Consider the following 21,910-nt stretch of genomic DNA (forward strand, 5'->3'; position numbering starts at 1 on the left):
GCGCCGACCATGCACTACGGGGCGCACCCGGACCAGCAGGTCCAGTTCTACGAGCCGGAACGCACCACCGCTCGCGGAGCGGTGATGATCATCCACGGCGGATACTGGCGTGAAAAGTACACCGCTAGCCTTGGCGTGCCCCTGGCAGAGGATCTCGCCGCCCGCGGGATCCCTGCCTACAACCTCGAATACCGGCGTGGGCCGGGCAGCGCGGCGAAAATGCTGGCCGATGCCCGGCTCGCGCTGGGCCTGGTCAAGGAAGAAGGGCCGATCACGCTGATCGGCCATTCAGCCGGAGCGCAATTGGCCTGCGTGCTGGCCGCCCATGATGCACGGGTCTCCCAGGTGATCAGCCAGGCCGGGGTCCTGGACCTTGAAACGGCGCAGCGCCTGAAGCTCAGCGGCAGCGCAGTGGACGAGATGCTCTCAGGCGCGTCATTGGGCGCCTGCAATCCGGTGGAATTATGGCCAATGCATGCCCGTGTCGTAATCTTTCATGGACGGGACGATGGCGATGTTCCGGTAAGAATTGCCCGTATCGCAGTCCAGAAAGCGGCTGCGCTCGGACAGGAGCACAGCTTCTCGCTGTTCGCGGGAGACCACTACACCTGGATCGATCCGCACAGCAGCCAATGGGCTGCCTGCGTGCGTGCCCTGTCCCCACTGCATTACTGAAGGAGCAGCATGAACCCGACCGTGATCGGCGAGGCCCTCGTTGACGTCCTGGCCTCCGGCATTGCCCCAGCCCAGGAGTTCGTTGGCGGCAGCCCGTTGAACGTCGCGGTTGCGCTTTCCCGCCTGGGGTACCCGGGAACCTTGATTTCCCGCTGGGGCGCCGATGACAAGGGCCGCAAGATCGAGGATTACCTCAAGGACAACAACGTGGCATACCTGGGCGGAGCCGATGACCAGGCCACCGTCATTGCCCATGGCATCCTCGACCCGGCCGGCGGCGCGGCCTTCGCGTTCAACGCCTACTGGCAGATGCCGACCATCGGGCCGGAGCTGGCCCAGGATGCCGAGCTGGTGCACACCGGCTCCATCGCCACCCTGTTCAGCCCCGGAGAACTGCTGCCGCTGCTTTCGGCCGCGCGCACCCATGCCACCATCAGCTACGACCCGAACCTGCGCCCGTCGCTGGTCACCAACCATTCGCAGACCGTGGCCGAGGTCGAGCGATTCGTCGGCCAGGCCGACGTGGTGCGGGTCTCCGGCATCGACCTGAAGTGGCTGTACCCGATGCGCTCGGTCCAGGACTCGGCCCGTGCCTGGCTGGACATGGGTCCGGCGATCGTGGTGTCCACCGCAGGCTCGCGCGGGTCCTGGGGCGTCGTTCGCGCCGGCGACGCCGAATTCACTGCGCCGTCGGTGGAAGTCACCGATACCGTGGGTGCCGGCGATACCTTCACCGCCGCGCTGCTGTGCTGGCTGGCCGAACATGGCCTGATTGGCGCGGCCAACCGCGAAAAGCTGAACCAGCTGCAGATTGCGGAGCTTTCGCGAGCCCTGGAATTCGCGGCCATGGCCGCCGCGGTGACCGTGCAGCGTGCCGGGGCGAACCCGCCACGCCGCCAGGAGCTGTAGATGATCAAGCTGATCGCCTCGGACCTCGACGGCACCATTGTCGCCAAGGACGGCACCATCTCCGAACGCACCCAACGTGCCTTCATCCAAGCCCGCGACGCTGGCATCCAGATCGTCTTTGTCACCGGACGCCCCTTCCGCTGGCTGAGCCCGATCATTGAAGCCTTCGGCGGGATGGGCACGGTCATCTGCTCCAATGGCGCGGTGCTCTACGACCTGGAACAAGACGAAGTGATCTGGTCGCGCACGCTCAGCGCGGCTACCGCGCGGCGGGCGAGCGAAATCATCCTGGAGCTGGAACCGCGCGCGTCCTTCGCTGCCGAGACCACCAAGGGGCTGCACCTGGGTGAAGGCTTTGCCGACCGCCACCACAACTTCGGGGTGCAGGCAGTCCTGGATCTGGCTAGCGAGTCAATTGATTCCGAAGGCATCGTGAAATTCCTTGCCCGCTCCCAGCACCTGCCGATAGACAAGTTCTATTCCTCGGTTGAGCCGCAGCTGGCAGAACTGGTATCGGTGACCCACTCCGCCTTCGACGTTTCCCTATTGGAAATGGCGCATGTGGATATCCACAAGGCCACCACGCTGCATGAATACTGCCAGCGCCTGGGAATTGCCGCAGCTGAAGTGATGGCCTTCGGCGACATGCCCAACGACATCGAGATGCTCGAATACGCCGGCCACGGCTACGCCATGTCCTCCGGACACCCCATGGCGCTGGCCTCCGCCCGCTTCCGGGCACCCTCGCTGGCCGATGACGGGGTAGCCCAGGTCATTGAAGGCCTGCTGAAATGACCTACGCTTTTTCGCACCGCGGCGTACGCACGGGCAACGAGGAAAACACGCTGGCAGCCTTCCAGCGCGCCGCAGACCTGGGCATCACCCATCTGGAATCGGATGTGCACGCCTCAGCCGACGGCACGGTCTACTTGTTCCATGACCAGAGCCTGGACCGGGTGACCGACGCGAGCGGGAATTTCAACGACTTCACCGACGAGCAGCTGGCAATGGTGCGGGCCGGAGGGGAACCGCTGTGCACGCTTGATGCACTGCTCGATGCGTTCCCGCACGCCACACTGAACCTGGACGTCAAGGACGAGCACGTGATCGGCCCGCTGGCCGAGCTCATCGAGCGCAGGAAAGCCCATCGGCAAATTGCCCTAGCGTCCTTCTCCACGGCACGCAGCGCCGCGGTCGGCCACCTGCTTTCCGCTCCGATACGGCGCTCGCCGGGTCAACGGGAAATTGTCGCCATCTGGCTGTGCGCCCACCTGCTGGGCTGGGTTCCCAAGCGGCTGCTGGCAGGCTTCTGGGCGGTCCAGGTGCCGCTGAACCAGGGCATGCTGCCGGTAGCGACCCGTCGATTCATCAAGGCGGTCCACCGAGCCGGCGCCCAGGTGCATGTCTGGGTCATCAACGACGAGCCGACCATGCGGCTGCTGATGGAGCGCAAGGCCGACGCCATCATGAGCGATGACGCGGCCTTGCTGGCCAGGGTTCTGGGCTCTTGAACTGCGGCCCTAGGAGATATCCAGGGTTCCCAAAACGGTCTCGGCGTGCTCCTGCAGTTGCTCGTCGCTGGCATCCAGGAGCAGGCGCAACCAGGTCTCGTGCTGCGACAGCGGCGCAACCAGGCAGGCTGGATTAATCAGGTCGTACAGCTCATCTGCTGAGCCGTAGGCAGAGAACTGGTCCAGGTACGCGAAAAGCACCTTCATCACGCGCTCATCACCGGTATCGCAATCCCACGCTTCGCACATGGCGGCCAGCGGCGTGTTCAGGGATGAGAAGGGGTGAGCCCAGTGCGCGGAGGACAGATTCAGGATGCGGCCGTGGTCTCCGGCTTCGGCAGGAACCACCACCTGCGACAGATCGAAGTTGCCGTGCTCGATGCTCAACGGCACCGCACCGGCATGAAGGGCAGCGGTGGCCCTCCTCAACTCATCGAGATGAGAAACCATCTTGTCCGCCATGGATCCCTCCAGGTACAGCGGGTGTGCCGGGTCCAGGGACACATGCATCATCAGCGCCTGCTCGTACTGCTCGGGCAGGAACTGCGGGTCCACTACGGTGACCCCGGAATCAAAGAATTCTTCCTCGTGGCCCATCAGCGCGACCTGGAAGGAACCGAGCGAGGCCATGGCCAGCTCCCAGTTCTCCACCGAATCGCCCAGATCCGCCAGGGTGTGCCCGAAATCCGGGCTGAGCATGTAGCCGGCGATCCGGTCGATAGCCAGTGGCATCACCACGCGATCGGGCAGCAGCTGGCCGGCAGCGACCGTGGTCGCTGGTTCCGAAGCCAGCCCCGGGGCGTTGGCGCTGAAGATCAGATCTGCGGCACCGGTCTGAACCGCCGCCTGGATCTGGTGCAAATCTGCGGGCCAAAAATCCGGTCCTGCGGTGCGCTGAATGCCATATGCCTCGCACGCAGCATCGATCCACTCGGCGGTTGCCTCACGCCAGTCTTCGCTATTCCATACATCTATCCACTGAGCCACATTCTTATCGTAGTATGTCGAAGCAAGCGCGTTCAGTTGCTACGGTAAGGACTACGGCCAGTAATTCGCTCCTCTTTCGAAGGATTTCGATTGTGAACGCTTTTCGTCCTGAGTACCGACATCGTGATTACAAGGCCGTCCTCTTTGATCTGGATGGCGTGATCACTCCTACCGCGTTGCTGCATCGCAAGGCGTGGGAAGAACTTTTCACCACCTTTTTCGACAAGCACCCGGGCGTGGCCCCATACACTTCCGAGGACTATTTCAACCTGCTTGACGGCCGTCCGCGTTATGACGCGGTGGCGGCTACCCTCGAATCCCGCGGCATCAGCTTGCCCCGCGGGGCTGAAAGCGATCTGCCGGGGGAAGGCAGCATCTGCGCGCTGGGCAATATGAAGAACGAAAAGTTCACCCAAGTGCTGCAGCGCGACGGGATCGACCCCTATGCCGGCTCCGTGGCCTACCTGCAACAGGTGCTGGATGCCGGGCTGGACGTCGCGGTGGTGTCCTCCTCGCGCAATGCCCGCGTGGTATTGGCTGCCGCAGGACTGGCCGAGCATTTCCCATTGGTGATGGGCGGCCAGGAAGCTGCCGCGCGCCGGCTGGCGGGCAAACCGGCCCCGGACACGTTCCTGGCTGCCGCCGCCGATCTGGGTTGGCGTCCGGAAGAATGCGCCGTCATCGAGGATGCCACCAGCGGGGTGAGGGCAGCGCGTGCCGGAGGCTTCGGAGTCATCGGCGTGGCCCGCGAAGGCAATGAGGCCGCCTTGCTGGATGCAGGGGCCCATTTTGTGGTTCATGACCTTTCCGAACTGGTCTCCGAGCAAGCAGCCAAGGCCTGGGAAGAGGACTCCTGGTCGCTGTGGCGCGGGAACCAGCGTGACAGCGATGGCGCCGAAGACACCGTTTTCTCCTTGGGCAACGGTTTTCTGGGTGCACGGGCTGCGCAACTGGGTCTGGGGGACCAAGGAGGCGGCACATTCATCAACGGGCTGCATGAGACCTGGGAAATCCGCCATGCCGAGAGCGCCTTCGGGCTGGCCGAAACCGGGCAGACCATGATCAGCGCCCCGGATTTCCGGACCCTGCGCGTGTTCATCAATGACGAAGCCCTGGAAGTCGGCCGCACGGAGATGCTGCGTGATGAGCTGCGCCTGGATTTCCTTGACGGGACGCTGACCGCGCACACCCTGTGGCGAACTGCCGAGGGGCACCGGGTAGCCGTCACTGCCCGCTCAATGATTTCCTTCACGGATCGCCACGTGGCGCTGCAGGACGTGCATGTGCGCCTGCTCGATGCTCCGGCGCAGGTGCTGATCCAGTCTTCGGTCATCGGGTACCGCTCCAGCCGGAAGGTGGCTTCCCCGGAGGAAACCGATGCCGGGGTTCCTGCCGATCCGCGCAAGAGCGAGGAAGCCAGGGCCAACCCGCTGCATCCGGCGGGCACCCACCGCGATGGCGCCCGGCTGGGCATCTCGTACCAGGTCTTCGGATCCGGGATGTCGGTAGCAGCAATGGTGGAGCACGAGGTGGCCACCACTGGCGGAGCGCAGGCGGAGCTGTCCGTGGTCCGCAAGGTGGACGATGACCGCGCGGATGAAGTGATCAGCACCAGGCTGGAAGCCGGGCAAGGCGTGCGCGTCTCCAAGTACGCGGTCTACCACTCCTCGCGGCGCCATCCTGCCCAGGAGATGCTCTTGCGTTCTGAGCGGGCCTTGGAGCACCTGGTGCCGTTGGGGATTGACGAGCACTTCCGCACCCAGCGCCGTTTCATGGCCGACTACTGGGACCGCAGCGATGTGGTGGTGGAGAGCGATGAGCCCGAGCTGCAGCGCAAGATCCGCTGGAACCTGTTCCAGCTCGCCCAAGCTGCCGGACGTGCCGACGGCCTGGGCATCAGCGCCAAGGGCGTGAGCGGCAACGGCTATTCCGGGCACTATTTCTGGGATACCGAAATCTATGTGATGCCGTTCTTGACCTATACGAACCAGCAGTGGGCGCGCAACACGCTGCGCGCCCGGGTCTCGATGATTCCTGCAGCGACCCGGCGGGCGCTGATCATGAACGAGGAAGGCCTGCTCTTCCCATGGCGCACGATTAACGGCGAGGAAGCCAGCGCCTATTATCCGGCTGGCACTGCGCAGTACCATATCAATGCCGACGTGGTGTATTCGCTCAACCGGTACCTCGGGGTCATGGAGGATGACGAGTTCCTGCTGGCCGGCGGTGCCGAAATCCTCGTGGGAACTGCGCGCATGTGGGCCTCGCTGGGGTTCTGGCGTGGCGACCAGGGCAATGAGCGCTTCCATATCCATGGGGTCACCGGGCCCGATGAGTACACCGCGGTAGTCAACGACAACCTCTACACCAATGTCATGGCGCGCTTCAATTTGCGCCGCAGCGCCCAGCTGCTGGCCGAAATGGCCCAAGAGCATCCGCGCGAGTTCGCGCAACTGGCCAGCAGGCACTCATTGGAAAACGAGGAGATCGCCCTGTGGCTCAAGGCCGCTGATTGCATGCACATCCCGTATTCCGAAACGGTCGGAATCCACCCCCAGGACGAGCATTTCTTGAACCGCGAAGTCTGGGACCTGGCCAATACCGGTGCGGATAAGCGGCCGTTGCTGCTGCACTACCATCCGCTGGTGATCTACCGCTTCCAGGTCATCAAGCAAGCCGACGCGGTGCTGGCTTTGTGGCTGCGTTCCAGCGATTTCACCGCCGAGCAGAAACTTGCGGATTTCAACTACTATGACCCGCTGACTACGGGCGACTCGACACTGTCGGCGACAGTGCAGTCGATTCTCGCCGCCGAGGTGGGCTACCGCGATCTTGCCTGGGAGTATTTCGAGCACGCGCTGAACGTGGATCTGGAAAACCTGCATGGCAATACCGCTGACGGCGTGCATGTGGCATCGACCGGTGGCGTCTGGTCGGCGCTGATCTACGGCTTCGCGGGGCTGCGCGACGATGACGACCAGCTGCGCTTTGATCCGCGGCTCCCGGAGAAATGGCGGGCCCTGCGCTTCAACCTCGGGTGGCGGGGCATGAGGATTTCCGTGGGCTTGCGGGCTGAAGCCATTGATTTCACCCTGCACGGAGCCTTCTCCCGTCCGATCTGGGTGCGCGGCCAGCAGGTCGATCTGCAGCCGGGGCAGACAGTCAGCGTGGCGCTCGCCGGCCAGGGCCCGACGCTGGAAGGGCGGCCAAGCTTGGAGCATGTGCTCTCGCTGCAAAGCGACGTCGGCGTGGATGTGCCCAACAAGGCCTGGTAAGCATCCGGGCACGCAAAAGGAGGCAGGAACCATCTTGGTTCCTGCCTCCTTTGCGCAATCCGCAATGCCCTGCGGGTGGTGCCTAGAGGGTCATCTCCTCGAGCTGGCGCCCCTTGGTTTCCTTGACCAGGAAGATCACGAAGATCAGGGAAAGCAGCGCGAAGAATGCGTAGATGCCGTAAGCCAATGCCAAGCCTGCCTCGGCGAGGGCCGGGAAGGTGGTGGAAACGGCGAAGTTGGCGATCCACTGCGCCGAGGCTGCCACTCCGAGTGCCATGGCGCGGATCGAGTTCGGGAAGATCTCGCCGAGCAATACCCATACGGCCGGACCCCAGGTGGCGCCGAAGCCGACCACGAACAGGTTGGCCGAGACCAGGGCGACGATGCCCCAGCTGCCCGGCAGCGACACGGCGCCGTCGATGGTGACCGACTGCGCGAACGCTACCGCCATCATGCCCAGCGACACGGTCATGATGGCCGAGCCGATGGTGAGCAGCAGCTTGCGTCCCAGCACGTCGATCAGCAGCACCGCCACGATCGTTGCCAGCACGTTGGTCGCCGAGGTGATCAGCGAAATCGTGAAGGAATCCGATTCGGCAAAGCCGACGGACTTCCACAGCGTCGTGGAGTAGTAGAAGATCACGTTGATGCCGACGAACTGCTGGAAGACCGAGAGCAGGATGCCGACCCACACCAGCGGGTGGAAGCCGAAGCGGCCCAGCAGGTCCTTGAAGACCTGGCGACGCTCGATGTGCACGGTGGAGCGGATCTCTTCGATCTTCTTTTCGGTATCCGTGCCGGCGTTCATGCCCATATCGCGGGTCAGCACGGTAGCTGCTTCAACGAAGCGGCCGCGCTCAACCAGGTAGCGGGGAGATTCGGGCAGGCGCAGCGAGAGCAGGCCGTAGAGCACTGCTGGAACCAGCAGCGACAGGTACATCCAGCGCCAGGCCGTCAGGCCGAACAAGCCGACGGCATCCGCCGAGCCCATGACGAAGACCAGCAGCGCGCTGACCAGGAAGGCCACGAAGATGCCCAGCACGATGGCCATCTGCTGCATGGTGCCCAGGCGTCCGCGATGCGCGGCCGGGGAGACCTCGGCAATGTAGGCAGGGGCGATCACCGAGGCGAAGCCCACGCCGATGCCGCCGACAATGCGCCAGATGATCAGGTCGGCTACGCCGAAGCACAGGCCGCAGCCGATGGCTGATGCTGCCAGGAGGATGGAGGCGAAGAGCATGGTGCGCACGCGTCCCACGCGTTCGGAGACCACACCGGCTATCCAGGCTCCCAGTGCTGCGCCGAGCAGGGCGCAGGAAACGGTGAATCCGATGGTTACCGCGTTGAGCCCGAATTCGTGCTCGACAGCGTCCACGGTGCCGTTAACGATTGATGAGTCATATCCGAAAACGAACCCACCCAATGCCGCCCCGAGGGCGATGAAGATGAGTCGCGCGGAGAGTTTTCCGTCTGATGTAGTCGCAGTCACAATGAGCCATGCTATCGGATTCGAGAGCCGCAGAATCCCGATTTTCCGATTTTTTATGGGAGATCGATCACAAATTGGAAGGAGTCCTTACTTCAAGACCGGGGGAGGCCCAGTGCGCGTCGCCGCTTCATGACTGGCCAGCTTCCGAATTCTTGGCAAAAAAGCAGGCCGGCATTGCGAGTTCTCGCGATGCCGGCCTGCGGGGAATTTATTTGCTAGCTATCCGCAGGCTTCTGCGAGTCCGCCAAATCGTTGCCGCGCATCTTGGCGACGATACTCATCAGGTGGAAGACCACCAAGGTGGCGATCGAGCCCAGGGCGATGCCGCCCAGCTGGAGCTGGCCGAAGGCGATTTCCTTGGTCACTGCAATGGCGATGATCAGGCCGGTGCCGGCGGTCATCAAGTTGATCGGGTTGCCGAAATCGACCTTCGCCTCGATCCACAGGCGCGCGCCGACGATGCCGATCATGCCGTAGAGCACGATGCCCAAGCCGCCAATCACGCCTTCTGGAATGGTGCCGATCAATGCGCCGAACTTCGGCAGGAAGGCCAGGGCCACGGCCACAATCGCAGCGATCCAATAGGCCGCGGTCGAGTACACGCGCGAAGCGGCCATCACGCCGATGTTCTCGGCATAGGTGGTCGTGGCCGAACCGCCGCCGAAACCGGCGAGCACGCTGGCAGCGCCATCGGCCATCAGCGCACGGCCGTTGAACTTCGACAGGTCGCGATTGGTCATCACGCCCACGGTGCGCACATGGCCGATGTTCTCGGCGATCAGCACGAACACCGCAGGCAGGAACATCAGCGCAGTGTCGAAGTGGAAGGTCGGGGTGTGGAATTCTGGCAGTCCGATCCACTCCGCGGCAGCAACCGCCTTGAAGCTCACCTGCCCCTGGGCCAGTGCAACAAGGTAGCCGCAAAGAAGTCCCATGAGGATCGACAGCCGGCCCAGCAGGCCCTTGAACGCAACGGTCGCGACCACGGTAAAGATCACCGTGAGGAAAGTGGTCAGCGGGAACTCGGTCATGGGAACCAGCGTTGCGCTGGCCAAATTCAGGCCGATGAGCGCCACGATGGTGCCCATGACCACCGGCGGCATCAGGGCGTGGATCCAGCCGGTGCCGGTCTTCTGCACGATCAGCCCGACGACGAACAGCAAGGCCCCGGTCATCACGATGCCGCCCAGCGCGCCAGACATGCTGTGCGACTGGGTGGTCGAGACGACCGGAGCAATCATCGCAAAGGACGAGCCGAGGTAGCTGGGCACCTTGTTCTTGGTCATCAGCAAGAAGATGACGGTGGCCAGGCCGGTGAACAGCAAGGTCGTGGTGACCGGGAAGCCGGTGATGGTTGGCACCAGGATGCTGGCGCCGAACATCGCCAGGATGTGCTGGGCTCCGATGGAAACGGTCTGCGGCCAATGCAGCCGCTCATCCGGGGCAACTACCTCACCGGGGGTGATGGTCCTGCCGTTGCCGTGAATGCTCCAACTCATGATTCCTCTTCCCGGGCCTTGCGGGTTTTAGGCCGTAGAGAAGTCTACTCGGTTCTCGTGCGCCTGCGCGAAGAAAGAGCGCTCATGTTCCGCGGAGCGGATGAAAGCGGCCTCCATGCGGGCCCGCAGCTGCGGATCTGCCTGCTCGAACGCCTGGCGGACCATTTCGATCGCCTGCTCGGTGGCGGAATCGAATTCCTCGGATGCATAGGTTTCCAGCCATTGCCGATAAGGATGCTCGGCATGGTTGGCTGCCGCCAACCGCTTGCCGATGTCCTGGTACAGCCAGTAGCAAGGCAGGATCGCGGCAATCAGCTCCCCGTAGCTCTCCTGGCTGGCGGCCAGGTGGTTGGTGTAGTTCAGCGTGGTGGCGCTGGGCGTATCAGCGAACTCGTCCAGGTAGCTGCCGTGCAGCTGCAGCTCGCCATCGAGGATGCCGTTGGCGCCACGCGACCAGAAACGCTGGGCACCGAGATCCGGCGCCATCGAGCTGGCCAGCGAAAGCACCTTGGCATAGCGCAGCAGATACAGCGCATCCTGGGCGATGTAGTAGTGGAAGTCATCCCGGTCCAAGGTGCCCTCGGATAGACGGGTGATGAAATCCAGCTGGTCGATTTCCTCGCGGATCGGCTGGATCTTCTGCCACCAGTCGCCCATGGGATCTGCCGTGCCGAAGAAGTCGATGAAGTGGTTGACCGGGCCGTGGCCGCTGCCCACCTGCAATTGGTCGGCCGCTGCGATGGCCTTGGAGAGATAGGACTTGGATTGCTCCAACGCGGAGATCCAATCTCCAGTGGCAGCGAAGCGGGTAGCCAGAGTGCTGGAAAGGGTGCAGCCGGTGCCGTGGGTGTTCCTGGTGGCATGGCGCGGTCCGTGCAGCTCCAGCTGCACCCCGCCCGCCGACACCAGGGCATCGGGGCAATCCGCCCCGGCCAGGTGCCCGCCCTTGGCCAGCACCAGCGTGTCGTGCTTGGCAGCCAGCCGCTGGGCCTGGCGCAGGGCTTCGTCCCAGGAAGGGGCCACAGGCTCGCGCAGCAAGCTGGCCAGCTCCAGCAGGTTCGGGGTAATCACCGTGGCGCGATCCAGCAGCGAATCAAGGGCCGATTCGTCGTCGAGCAGGCGATCCCCGCTGGTCGCCACCATGACCGGGTCCAGCACGACGGGGGCGTCAACAGTTTCCAGCCAGCTGGTGACTGCGCGGATCACCTCGGCGTTGGCCAGCATCCCGATCTTGATCGCATCGATGCGGATATCCGTGCTCACGGCTTCGAGCTGCGCGAGGACGAAATCGCCGCTGATCGCCTGAACTCCGGACACCCCATGGGTGTTTTGTGCAGTCAAAGCGGTGATCACGCACATTCCGTAGCCGCCGTTGGCGGCAATGGCCTTCAGATCCGCTTGGATTCCGGCGCCGCCGGAAGGATCGGAGCCTGCGATGGATAGGATGTTCATTTCGAGGCCTCCCAGGCTGCGACCAGCTGCGCGCTGGCAAGTTGCGGATCTTCGGCGTTGCAGATGGCGCGGACCACGGCCAGGCCTGCGCCGCCGCCGGCGCGGATCGCGGCGGCATCGTCTTGGGTAATTGCGCCGATCGCTACGCAGGGCAGCTTGGCCAAGGCGGCGGCTCGCGCAAAGCCGTCCAGTCCCAGGGGAACAGGATGGTCTTTTTTCGTCGGAGTGGCGCGGATGGCTCCTACGCCGAGGTAGTCGATCACCGAGGCGTCCTTGTTCGCCTGGGCCAATTGCTCATCGCTGGAAGCACTCAAGCCGATGATGCCCTCGCCGATGATCTGGCGAGCCAGCTGTACCGGCACATCTTTTTGCCCGATATGGATGCCGTTCACTGCTGCGCCAGCAGCCCGTGCCGCGAGATAGACGTCAATGCGGTCATTGATCAGCAACTGGGCTTTGCCCTCGGTGAGCTTGGCAGCCGCGCAGGCCAGCTCGAAGAATTCCCGGGCGCTTTCATCCTTGGCGCGCAGCTGGATCCACCCGATCCCTCCGGCGACGGCTCCCTCGATAACTTCCAGGGTGCTGCGTGGGGTGCAGCTGGCAGTGTTGGCTACTAGATAAGCGCCGTAATTATGCATGGTTCAATTCCTCGTACTTCAAAGTCTTCAGTTCCCCGGGATCGGCAGCCGACAGCGCATCAAGGAAGGCAACTGCGAAGCTGCCCGGACCGGAGCTGCCAGCCAAGGCCTTTTCCGCGGCCAGGCCATAGAAACCGTGGGCTGCGATGGTGGCCTCGAACGGGTCATCGTGGACCGCAACCATCCCGGCGCAGACCGCGCCCAAGGCGCAGCCGCCACCTGTCATCCGGGTCAAGCCAATTCCGTTGGTATGCACCAAGACGGTACGCGTGGCGTCGATGATGGCGTCAGCCTGGCCGGAAATGGCCACCACGCAGTCGTGCTCCGTGGCCAGTTCGCGTCCCGCCGCCAAGGCGGCAGAAACCTCATCCAAGGCATCGACACCGCGCGAAGCAGATTGCCGGCCGGCCAGGGCCAGGATTTCCGAGGCGTTGCCGCGAATCAGGGTCGGGCGTTGCCGGACAATGCGCCGGGCAAACTCCGTGCGCACCGGAAGCGCTCCCACCGCCACTGGATCCAGGACCCACGGGGTGCCTGCAGCGCTCGCCGACTGCACAGCTTCTTCCATGGCGGTCAGCTGTTCAGTGCTTGGAGTTCCCAAATTCACCAATACGGCTGAAGCTGCCTGCGCGAATGGACCGGCCTCTCCGGGCAGATCCGTCATGGCCGGGGAAGCCCCGGATGCCAGCAGGACATTGGCGGTGAAATTGGATACGACGGTATTGGTCAGGCAAAAAACCAAAGGTGATTGTTGCCGGTATTTCTGGGCAACTGCATGCAAAGCCATGCGACATCCCTCCGCTAGCGTGAACTAGATCAGGTTCTACGGGTCTTATCTCAGTCGGTTGATCCGACACCCCGTGTCACTGCCATAGAGCGTACGCACAACCGGTTCCGAGGACAAGTTACTTACGCTCGCGCCGCGCCACCAAGGCCTTGAGCGTGGCCGCATCCACCTTCTGCGCGGCCGCCAGCGCCCAGAGGCGATCCACGGCGGCCAGCAGATCTTCACTGGTGTCCACCGGCTGCGGCCGCTCGTTGACCACTGTGCCGGCCCGGCGCCGGGAGGTGATCAGCTCTTCGGCTTCCAGCTCCTTGTAGGCGCGCGCCACTGTCCCGGCAGCGACGCCGAGGTCCGTGGCCAGCGCACGCACAGTAGGCAGCTTGCTTCCCGAGGGCAGATCGCCCAGGGAGATCAATGAAGCAATCTGCGAGCGGATCTGCTCATAGGGCGGGGTAGCTGCTTGGAGGTCAACACTGATCTGCGTGCTCATGAAGTAGCTGCCGGCTGATGTTCCCGCACGAAGGCGCTACCGGGGCGCTCTAGGAAAATGACTGCTGGGACAACGAAGATGAGCAATGCAAAGAGTCCCAGCCCGGCCGGGAATCCGTAGCCAATGAGCAGCATGGCTACCACTGCACTGGTGATAACACGCATTGAACGCAGTTCCAGGACCTTGCGGTACCAGATTTCTTCGGCCGACGAGACAGCCCAGGGAATAATTGCCCGGCGGGAGAACCAGACGAATCCAAGATGGGTTGCCAGCAACAGCACGATCAACCCCGCAACCACTGTCTTGCCTGGAGGCACAAAGCCCCACAAATAGTCCAGCGGCGGATCGAGCAGAAAATAGGCGCTGGTGGCAAAAAGCAAGCCAGCGGCGATGTAGGACCACAAGGGCAAGGAAGCCGAATGCCTACGAGCGTTGGACACCTGTCGAGATACCAAATTCATGTAGCACAAGTACAAGGCATTTACTGCCAGGTACAGCATCGCAGCACCGGCAAAGAGTACTAGCTTCCAGGTGGCGCGCTCGCCGGTAGGCCATTCGGTTTCATCGACGACAGGCAAGAACCACCACGCGGCAAAGAGCGCTACGAGCGTTACGACTGCGGTGAAGTATTGCAGTGAGAGTAGCTGTGTGCGTGCTCGAACGAAAGGGGTGACTGTCGTGGTACGAAGGTTTTCGAAGTTAATAGGAGGACGCCAGAACAGCATCAACGCCGAAATCGCAAGCGTCGCGTAGTTTGCGCCCCAATCCAAGGTAGAGCCGATCCTGGACATCGAGTCCATGTAGTCGATGCCTGCCCCAGAGCCATCGATGTACTTTGTTGATTCGTCGTGGAACCAGCGCGCCTTGTAGTGAATGGCTTCCCCAGCTTGTGTAGCTAGCAAGACGGTGACCGTGCGATATAGCCGGTTCAGCCAAGTCGTGCGCAAGAGCCGGTTATTGTGTTCTGAGATCCCTGGCAAGGGTTTGCGTCGAAGAATCACAATGGAAGCGACAATGGTGGATACCATCAGGAAGCCAAAGCTCAAATAGAGATACGGCAGTACTTCCGCGGAAGCGCGTAGCCCATCCTGAGCTGGGTTGCTATACGAATAGTCAGCAGTTTCGTAGTCAACCGCCGGTTGGGGGCTGATCGCTCCCACATCATGTACCGAATAGACCGTCACGCATGCTGCAGCCAAGACGAGCATCATGGCAACGAGAATTTTCTTTGGCAGTGGACTAGTTAAAGACCGTGGGGACAAGGTTGCCGTGCGCTGGGGCTTGAGCTTACGCGGCCAGGTGTACTGGCTCGCGACGTAGATGAAGGCTATCCAAAGGGCAGGGGTAGCTGCCACGGTGACACTTGGCGCAAGCGACAGTCCGCTTTGATCGTCATAAGGAATTGCTATTGCATCACTGAACCACAATGAGTTGCTACTGGCGAAATACCCGATGATTGCACACCACAGCGCATGTTGCCTTGCGCCTTCGACTAGACCTTTTTCTTTGTTTGGGCCGAAAGCACGAAGGATGAAATAGATAATGAACGCCGCTATGGCGAAATTGCCGAACTGCGCTGCCAGTGAATTCATGTCGTGGCCTCCTGGAAATCAATGTATCAACTATTTGATACATATTGAATCCCCGGACGAATTAAACGATGAAAAATTGTCCCAGTAACGTACGCTCAAATCATGGGTCTGTTTACTTCCACTCCGTTGCCCGAACCGGTCGGTGATTCCGCTCCTCCGGTGGACGAGCATCCATCGCGCATAGCAACAGTTCTGAGCCATTTGCGGCGTTCTGCGGACACGCGGATCACGCATCCGCGACGCTTCCGCCTGCAGCAGCTCAAGGCACTGGAGAAGATGCTGGAAGAGCATCTGGAAGACTTCGTCCAGGCCTTGGCCGAGGACTTGGGCAAGAGTGCCACCGAAGCCAAATTCTCCGAAATCGACGTGGTGCGCGCGGAAATAGATTTCGCCCAGCGCCACCTCGTTGAGTGGATGGATTCCACCAGTGTCAAGGTTCCGCTGGCCTTGCAGCCAGCCATGGCCAAGGTCGAGCCGCGCCCGCTGGGGGTCGTGCTGATTATCGGAGCCTGGAACTATCCGGTTCAGCTGGTGCTCGCACCGCTGGTCGCGGCCATTGCTGCCGGCAACGCTGCGGTCATCAAGCCATCCGAGCTGGCTCCTGCGACCTCAGGCGCCTTGGCCAAGTTCCTCCCGGTCTACCTCGACGAACGGGTTTACGCGGTAGTTGAAGGCGGCGTGGATACCTCCACGGAGTTGCTTGCCGCCCGCTGGGACCACATTTTCTACACCGGCGGCGAACGCGTGGCCAAGATCGTGGCTGCCGCGGCCGCGAAGCATCTGACGCCTACCACCTTGGAATTGGGCGGAAAATCGCCGGCCGTGGTGGAGAACGATTCGTTGGCTTCCGCGAAGCGCTTGGCTTACGCCAAGTTCATGAATGCCGGCCAGACCTGCGTGGCGCCGGATTACGTATTGAGCGTGGGCGACTCGTCTGAGCTCATCAGGCGCCTAGGCCAGGCCATCACCAGCTTCTACGGCAAGGAACCGCTGACCCATCCGGACTTTGGCCGCATCGTCAGCCGCAAGCACTTTGAGCGGCTGCTGTCGATGTTCGAGCAAGGCGAGGTGGTTTTCGGCGGTGAGTACGACGAGGATACCCTGCGCATTGCTCCGAGCATCATGCGCAATGTGGACCTCGAGGGAAGCTTGATGACCGAAGAGATTTTCGGTCCGATCCTGCCGGTGATCGAAGTGGAAACCTTCGAGGAAGCGCTCGAATTCATTGCCCGGCGGCCGTCACCGCTGGCCGCCTACCTGATGAGCGAAAGCCCGCGACTGCAGTCGATTTTCTCTGATCGAGTGCGAGCCGGCGCCATTGTCCATAATGCTCCGTTGGCCCAGATGATCGTTCCAACCCTGCCTTTCGGCGGTGTGGGACCGAGCGGAATGGGGGCCTACCACGGCAAGCACGGGTTCGAACGGCTTTCGCAGATGCGCTCGGAATTCAACAAAACGACCGTCGTTGATACCCTGAGCGCAATATATCCTCCATATTCATGGGCCAAGCGAAAGATTATTGATCGCTTACTGTAGCGCGGTTCATAGCTTTATGGCTTGTCAGGGTGCTTGGATTGATAGGTTGGAAATTTTCAAGCATCAGGAGATGTAACGCATGACTGAGCCCGCACCGTCCCAGGACGGTCTGAAGCGTGGCCTCAAAGCTCGCCATATGCAGATGATTGCCATTGGCGGCTCGATTGGTACCGGACTATTCGTCGCGTCCGGCGGCACCATTGCCCAAGCTGGCCCCGGTGGCTCGCTGGTGGCCTACGCGCTGATCGGCATGATGGTGCTGCTCCTGATGCAGTCGTTGGGAGAAATGAGCGCCCGGCTTCCGGTCGCCGGTTCCTTCCAGACCTACGCAACGGTCTTCGTGAATCGCCACTTCGGCTTCGCGATCGGCTGGAACTACTGGTTCAACTGGGCCATCACCGTGGCTGCCGAACTGGTGGCAGCTGGCATCATCATGTCCTACTGGTTCCCTGATGCCCCGGGATGGATCTGGGCGGCCATCTTCCTGGTGCTGCTCACCGGATTGAATGCGCTGTCCGCCAAGGCCTTTGGCGAGGGCGAATACTGGTTGGCCGCGATCAAGGTCATCACCGTGGTGGTCTTCTTGATCTGCGGTGTCGCGATGATCTTCGGCATCCTGGGCGACTCCACCCCTGGCTTCAGCAACTGGACCGATGGCGAAGCGCCATTTGTTGGCGGCTGGCTGTCCATCGTCTCGGTCTTCATGATCGCCGGCTTCTCCTTCCAGGGAACCGAACTGATCGGTGTGGCAGCCGGTGAAGCCGAGAACCCCAAGCGCGATATCCCACGCGCCATCAAGGCGATCTTCTGGCGCATCATGCTCTTCTACATCGGCGCGATCTTCGTCATTGGCATGCTGATCCCCTATATGGATCCATCGCTGCTCTCTTCCGAGGCGTCGGATATCACCACCTCGCCATTCACCCTGGTCTTCGAGCGTGCGGGCGTAGCCTTCGCCGCGGCACTGATGAATGCGGTGATCCTGTCGGCTATCCTCTCCGCAGGCAACTCCGGCCTATATGCCTCTGCACGCATGCTTTATTCGATGGCGTTGGACGGCAAGGCTCCAAAGATCTTCGCCCGCTTGAACAAGCGCGGCGTGCCCATGCCGGCAATGCTGCTAACCGCCTCGGTAGGCCTTTTCGGCTTCCTGACCGCGATTGTCGGCCAGGGTTCGGCGTATACCTGGCTGCTGAACGTTTCGGGTCTCTCCGGCTTCATTGCCTGGGTGGGTATCGCGGTGTGCCACTACAAGTTCCGCAAGGCATATATTGCCAGCGGGCAGGATCTCGCGAACCTGCCGTACAAGGCGCCACTGTTCCCGCTGGGACCGATCCTGGCTTTCGTGATCCTGATCGTGGTGATCGTCGGCCAGAACTACCAGGCGATCGTGGATGGAAACCTGCTGCAGATGGCTTCGAGCTACATTGGCCTGCCGATCTTCCTGCTGCTCTGGCTGGGCCACTGGCTGGCTACCCGCAAGCAGCCAGCCGTGGCCATCGATCCATGGACCGCAAAGCTGCACTAGCCAGCTAGCGCAGCATCAACAATCACCCGAGCTTCAGCCAGCACCTGCTGCAGATGCTCGGGTGATTTTGTTGATTCTGCATAGATCTTGTAGATGTCTTCTGTGCCCGATGGGCGCGCGGCAAACCATGCGTGCTCGCTGGAAACCTTCAAGCCGCCAATGGGGAAGCCGGCCGCTTGCGTGGCCTTGGCCGTAATCGGATCCGATGCCAGTTCGGTAGCGGTGACCATCGATGGGTCCAGCTTGCCCAGTACGGCCTTCTGCTCGCGGTTTGCGGGCGCGTCAAAGCGGTCGTAGAAGCTGGGGCCGTGGCGCTCTACCAGTTCGGCATGCAGCTGGCTGGGGCTCTTGCCGGTTACTGCGCGGATCTCGCTGGCCAGCAGGGCCAGCATCAGGCCGTCCTTGTCGGTGCTGAACGCCTTGCCGGAGAAGTCCAAGAAGCTCGCCCCGGCCGATTCCTCCCCGCAAAAGGCCACCCTGCCGGAAGCCAGCGGTTCAACGAAGTACTTGAAGCCCACCGGTACCTCGCGCAGGGTCCGGCCGTGGGAAGCCACCACCTTGTCGATGAGCACCGAGGAGACCAGGGTCTTGCCGATCTGGGCATCAGCCGGCCACTGCGGACGGTGGGTGAGCAGGTAGTCGATGGCCACGGCCAGGAAATGGTTCGGATTCATCAGGCCGGCATCCGGGGTGACAATGCCGTGGCGGTCAGCATCGGCATCGTTGCCGGTCGCGATGTCGTACTTCTCGCGATTGGCCACGAGGGAGGCCATCGCGTGGGCGGAGGAGCAATCCATGCGGATCTTCCCGTCCTTGTCCAAGGTCATGAAGCCGAAGCGCGGATCCACGGACTCGTTGACCACTTCGAGGTTCAGGCCGTATCGCCGGCCGATTTCGCCCCAGTAGTGCACCGAAGCCCCGCCCAGCGGATCTGCGCCAATGGAAATGCCGGACTCGGCGATGGCCTTGAAGTCGATGACTTCAGCCAAATTGGCGATGTACAGTTCGCGGAAGTCGAAGGGCCGGGCATTCGGCTCGCCGCGCTTGATCGCTCCGCTGGCCAGCAATTCGTTGGCCCGTGCAGCGATGGGTCCGGTGATTCCGGATTCTGCCGGTCCGCCATGCGGCGGGTTGTACTTGATGCCGCCGTCGGTTGGCGGGTTGTGCGATGGGGTGATGATCAGGCCATCGGCCTGTTCGCCGCCGCTAGCGTTATGTACCAGGATTGCGTGGCTGACCGCTGGAGTGGGAGTCAGTCCGTCATCGGCGAGCACGGTGACGCCGTTGCCTGCCAAGACTTCAAGGGCGGTGCGGTATGCGGGCGCGGAGAGTGCGTGGCTGTCCTTGCCCACGTACATCGGGCCGGTGATCCCCGCACCGTTGCGGTAGTCGACCACGGCCTGGGTGATCGCAGCGATATGCGTTTCATTGAAAGTGGTGTTCAGGGAGCTTCCGCGATGTCCCGAGGTGCCGAAAATGACGGCCTGGTCGGGGTTGCCGCTGGAAGGAACCAGGGTGCTGTAGGCATCGAGTACCTCCTGCAAATTGATCAGGTCTGATTCTTGGGCTGGCTGGCCAGCTCGGAGGTGTGCCACAGATTGCCTTTCAGATTGATGCGCTTATCGCAGTTTCGTAGAAGAATGGTAGGCAAATGAGCTACTACCAGTATCCGCAGAACCCCTACCAACGACCGCCTGAATCCGCCGGCCTCTCGGTGGCTTCCCTGGTGCTTGGCATCTTGTCGTTGCTAGGCTTCACTGTCATTATCCTTGTTCCGCTGGCCGGAGTCATTACCGGGCACCTGGCCTACCGGCGTGAACCCAGCTCCCGGGGCCTGAGCTTGGCCGGGCTAATTACCTCATGGATTGGATTGGCACTAGCCATAGTCATTTATGCGGTAGCCATCTGGTTCTTCTGGGCATTGTCAACCGGGTTCGGCTACGACTCGTATTACGACAACGTGACCTTCTCACAAGGGCTTCTTCGATAATCCCCGGGCATGAAAAAAGCGGTTGGTTCAAATGAACCAACCGCTTTTCGCATGCTCGAACGCCTAGAGGATCGGGCCCATCAGCTTCTTCAAGGCCGGGGTAGCTGCCATCATGGCAATACCCAGGACGACAGCGGTGCCGCCCATGGCGATGAAGTACGGGATCTCGTTGCCCTCGGTGTAGTAGCCGGCCAGCACACCCGACAGGGTGGTGCCCAGCGAAACCGACAGGAAGAACAAGGCGATCATCTGGGTGCCGAAGGCGGCCGGAGCCAGCTTGGTGGCAATTGCCTGGCCCACTGGCGAGAGCAGCAGCTCGGCAAAGGTGCACAGCAGCAGGATGCCGACCAGCGCCAGCAGCGGGGTCTTCACGAAGGATTCCAGCGGGATGAACAGCAAGAAGGCCGCACCCACAACCACCAGTGCCAGGCCGAACTTCATTGAAGTGCGTGGCTGGCGCTTGCCCAGTTTGGTCCACAATGCGGCGAAGATACCGGCGAAGATGATGATGAAGACCGGGTTGATCGAGGTAACCCAGCTCGGTGGCATTTCCCAGCTGCCCAGGTGGCGGTCCAGGCGCTGATCCGAGTAAGCGGCAATGAAGGTGAACTGCTGCTGGAACAGGGCCCAGAAGGCAGCCGAGCCGATGTAGAACGGAATGAATGCCCAGACTTGCTTGCGCTCGGTGGCGTCAACCTTCTTGCTGCGCAGGATCAACGCGAAGTAGATGATCGAAGCGGCGATCACCACGTAGGCGATGGTGCTTGCCAGATTCTCCGGAGTCACGATCTTGGATGCGAAAGCGGCAATGATCAAAACGATCACGGCAGCGAAGATGACCACGTAGCGGTTGCGCTCAGAGGCAGGCAGCGGGTTGCTTGGGATGCGGCCGGAGTCCGGCAGCTTCTTGCGTCCAAGGGCATAGATCCCCAGGCCGATAGCCATGCCGACCGCGGCAGCGGCGAAGCCGATGTGGAAGCCGTACTGGACCTGCAGCCAACCGGTGAGCAGTGGGCCGAGCAGCCCGCCGATGTTCACGCCCATGTAGAACAGGGAGAAGCCGGCATCGATGCGCGGATCTTCCTTGGAGTACAGGGAGCCCACCAGGGCTACAGCGTTGGCCTTCAGGCCGCCGGAACCGACGGCAACGAAGATCAGGCCGATAACCAGTCCGGCATAGCCGGGCAGGAGCGCCAGGCCAATATGGCCGATCATGATCGCGATGGCCGAGAAGAACAGGACGCGTTCCGAGCCGAACAGGCGGTCGGAGAGCCACGCGCCCAGGATGGTGGACAGGTAGACAGCGCCGCCGTAGGCGCCGACCAGCGACAGAGCCAGGCCCTGGTCCATGCCCAAGCCGCCATCGGTGACCGAGTAGTACATGTAGTAAGCCAGCAAGCCCTGCATGCCGTAGAAGGAGAATCGTTCCCACATTTCCACGCTGAAGAGGCTTGCGAGCGCACCGGGGTGACCGAAGAAGGTCTTTCCGGAAGCTTTGGTGCTCGTTGTTGCAGTAGACATACGTAATATTTTTCGCCCTTGCCCACCCGAGTAC

At 62.0% G+C, this 21,910-nt stretch carries 18 protein-coding genes and 1 riboswitch; of the genes, 8 read left to right on the forward strand and 10 right to left on the reverse strand.

The features are described 5' to 3' along the window. Positions 1-9 precede the first annotated feature (9 nt). The 4 genes from AAZQ98_RS04145 to AAZQ98_RS04160 are packed head-to-tail and all read left to right on the forward strand — an operon-like array spanning position 10 to position 3,095. Positions 10-675 carry an alpha/beta hydrolase gene (locus AAZQ98_RS04145; RefSeq protein WP_434690025.1) on the forward strand — a complete coding sequence of 222 codons (666 nt, stop codon included), beginning with the start codon at positions 10-12 and terminating at the stop codon, positions 673-675. A gap of 9 nt (positions 676-684) precedes the next feature. Then, complete coding sequence (locus AAZQ98_RS04150) at positions 685-1,584, forward strand: PfkB family carbohydrate kinase (RefSeq protein WP_400289668.1); 900 nt, start codon at positions 685-687, stop codon at positions 1,582-1,584. Beyond that, positions 1,585-2,379, forward strand: coding sequence for an HAD family hydrolase (locus AAZQ98_RS04155; RefSeq protein ID WP_105658659.1), 795 nt, complete (start codon positions 1,585-1,587; stop codon positions 2,377-2,379). It begins immediately after the preceding gene. Next, entirely contained in the window at positions 2,376-3,095 is a 720-nt protein-coding gene (locus AAZQ98_RS04160; protein WP_332594765.1) for a glycerophosphodiester phosphodiesterase family protein, read from the forward strand. The genes AAZQ98_RS04155 and AAZQ98_RS04160 overlap by 4 nt, the downstream gene beginning before the upstream one ends. A gap of 9 nt (positions 3,096-3,104) precedes the next feature. Here the strand turns inward: AAZQ98_RS04160 and AAZQ98_RS04165 are convergent, their stop codons facing one another. Beyond that, on the reverse strand, positions 3,105-4,082 hold the full coding sequence (locus AAZQ98_RS04165) for a hypothetical protein (protein ID WP_332486985.1): 978 nt from the start codon (positions 4,080-4,082) through the stop codon (positions 3,105-3,107). 92 nt (positions 4,083-4,174) lie between these two features. Here AAZQ98_RS04165 and AAZQ98_RS04170 point away from each other — a divergent pair, with 92 nt between their 5' ends. After that, a complete protein-coding gene (locus tag AAZQ98_RS04170) occupies positions 4,175-7,357 on the forward strand; it encodes an HAD-IA family hydrolase (protein ID WP_434690027.1) in 3,183 nt (1,060 codons plus the stop codon). A gap of 82 nt (positions 7,358-7,439) precedes the next feature. Here the strand turns inward: AAZQ98_RS04170 and AAZQ98_RS04175 are convergent, their stop codons facing one another. The 7 genes from AAZQ98_RS04175 to AAZQ98_RS04205 form a co-directional block, all read right to left on the reverse strand. Further along, positions 7,440-8,846 (reverse strand): sugar porter family MFS transporter, encoded by a 1,407-nt coding sequence (locus tag AAZQ98_RS04175; RefSeq protein ID WP_434690028.1) that lies wholly within the window; start codon positions 8,844-8,846, stop codon positions 7,440-7,442. A 215-nt stretch (positions 8,847-9,061) separates the two neighbouring features. Continuing rightward, positions 9,062-10,345, reverse strand: coding sequence for a uracil-xanthine permease family protein (locus AAZQ98_RS04180; RefSeq protein WP_434690030.1), 1,284 nt, complete (start codon positions 10,343-10,345; stop codon positions 9,062-9,064). A gap of 27 nt (positions 10,346-10,372) precedes the next feature. Then, complete coding sequence (gene thiD, locus AAZQ98_RS04185) at positions 10,373-11,797, reverse strand: bifunctional hydroxymethylpyrimidine kinase/phosphomethylpyrimidine kinase (protein WP_434690032.1); 1,425 nt, start codon at positions 11,795-11,797, stop codon at positions 10,373-10,375. After that, positions 11,794-12,435: a thiamine phosphate synthase gene (gene thiE, locus AAZQ98_RS04190; protein ID WP_105658652.1), complete on the reverse strand. Its 642-nt coding sequence runs from the start codon at positions 12,433-12,435 to the stop codon at positions 11,794-11,796. Before thiE ends, thiD begins: the two co-directional genes overlap by 4 nt. Then, the gene (gene thiM / locus AAZQ98_RS04195) at positions 12,428-13,222 is read right to left on the reverse strand and encodes a hydroxyethylthiazole kinase (RefSeq protein WP_013347455.1); all 795 of its coding nucleotides are present in this window, start codon (positions 13,220-13,222) and stop codon (positions 12,428-12,430) included. The genes thiE and thiM overlap by 8 nt, the downstream gene beginning before the upstream one ends. Next, positions 13,212-13,306, reverse strand: a riboswitch (TPP riboswitch). It overlaps the preceding gene by 11 nt. Positions 13,307-13,340: 34 nt before the next feature. Further along, entirely contained in the window at positions 13,341-13,709 is a 369-nt protein-coding gene (locus AAZQ98_RS04200) for a GntR family transcriptional regulator (RefSeq protein ID WP_434690035.1), read from the reverse strand. Beyond that, the gene (locus AAZQ98_RS04205; RefSeq protein WP_434690037.1) at positions 13,706-15,301 is read right to left on the reverse strand and encodes a hypothetical protein; all 1,596 of its coding nucleotides are present in this window, start codon (positions 15,299-15,301) and stop codon (positions 13,706-13,708) included. The genes AAZQ98_RS04200 and AAZQ98_RS04205 overlap by 4 nt, the downstream gene beginning before the upstream one ends. Positions 15,302-15,403: 102 nt before the next feature. Here AAZQ98_RS04205 and AAZQ98_RS04210 point away from each other — a divergent pair, with 102 nt between their 5' ends. Next, positions 15,404-16,837, forward strand: coding sequence for an aldehyde dehydrogenase family protein (locus AAZQ98_RS04210; protein ID WP_434690039.1), 1,434 nt, complete (start codon positions 15,404-15,406; stop codon positions 16,835-16,837). Positions 16,838-16,916: 79 nt separating this feature from the next. After that, a complete protein-coding gene (locus AAZQ98_RS04215; protein ID WP_434690041.1) occupies positions 16,917-18,365 on the forward strand; it encodes an amino acid permease in 1,449 nt (482 codons plus the stop codon). Here AAZQ98_RS04215 and pgm read toward each other — a convergent pair. Then, the gene (gene pgm / locus AAZQ98_RS04220; RefSeq protein WP_434690043.1) at positions 18,362-19,960 is read right to left on the reverse strand and encodes a phosphoglucomutase (alpha-D-glucose-1,6-bisphosphate-dependent); all 1,599 of its coding nucleotides are present in this window, start codon (positions 19,958-19,960) and stop codon (positions 18,362-18,364) included. The two genes, AAZQ98_RS04215 and pgm, sit on opposite strands and share 4 nt — an antisense overlap. A 56-nt stretch (positions 19,961-20,016) precedes the next feature. On the opposite strand from pgm, the gene AAZQ98_RS04225 reads away from it, so the two are divergent. Continuing rightward, positions 20,017-20,355, forward strand: coding sequence for a DUF4190 domain-containing protein (locus AAZQ98_RS04225; RefSeq protein ID WP_105658645.1), 339 nt, complete (start codon positions 20,017-20,019; stop codon positions 20,353-20,355). A gap of 63 nt (positions 20,356-20,418) precedes the next feature. On the opposite strand, the gene AAZQ98_RS04230 is transcribed toward AAZQ98_RS04225, so the two are convergent. Next, entirely contained in the window at positions 20,419-21,876 is a 1,458-nt protein-coding gene (locus AAZQ98_RS04230) for a peptide MFS transporter (RefSeq protein ID WP_105658644.1), read from the reverse strand. Positions 21,877-21,910 lie beyond the last annotated feature (34 nt).

It is taken from the genome of Glutamicibacter sp. Je.9.36 (assembly GCF_051129975.1).
GTDB lineage: Bacteria > Actinomycetota > Actinomycetes > Actinomycetales > Micrococcaceae > Glutamicibacter.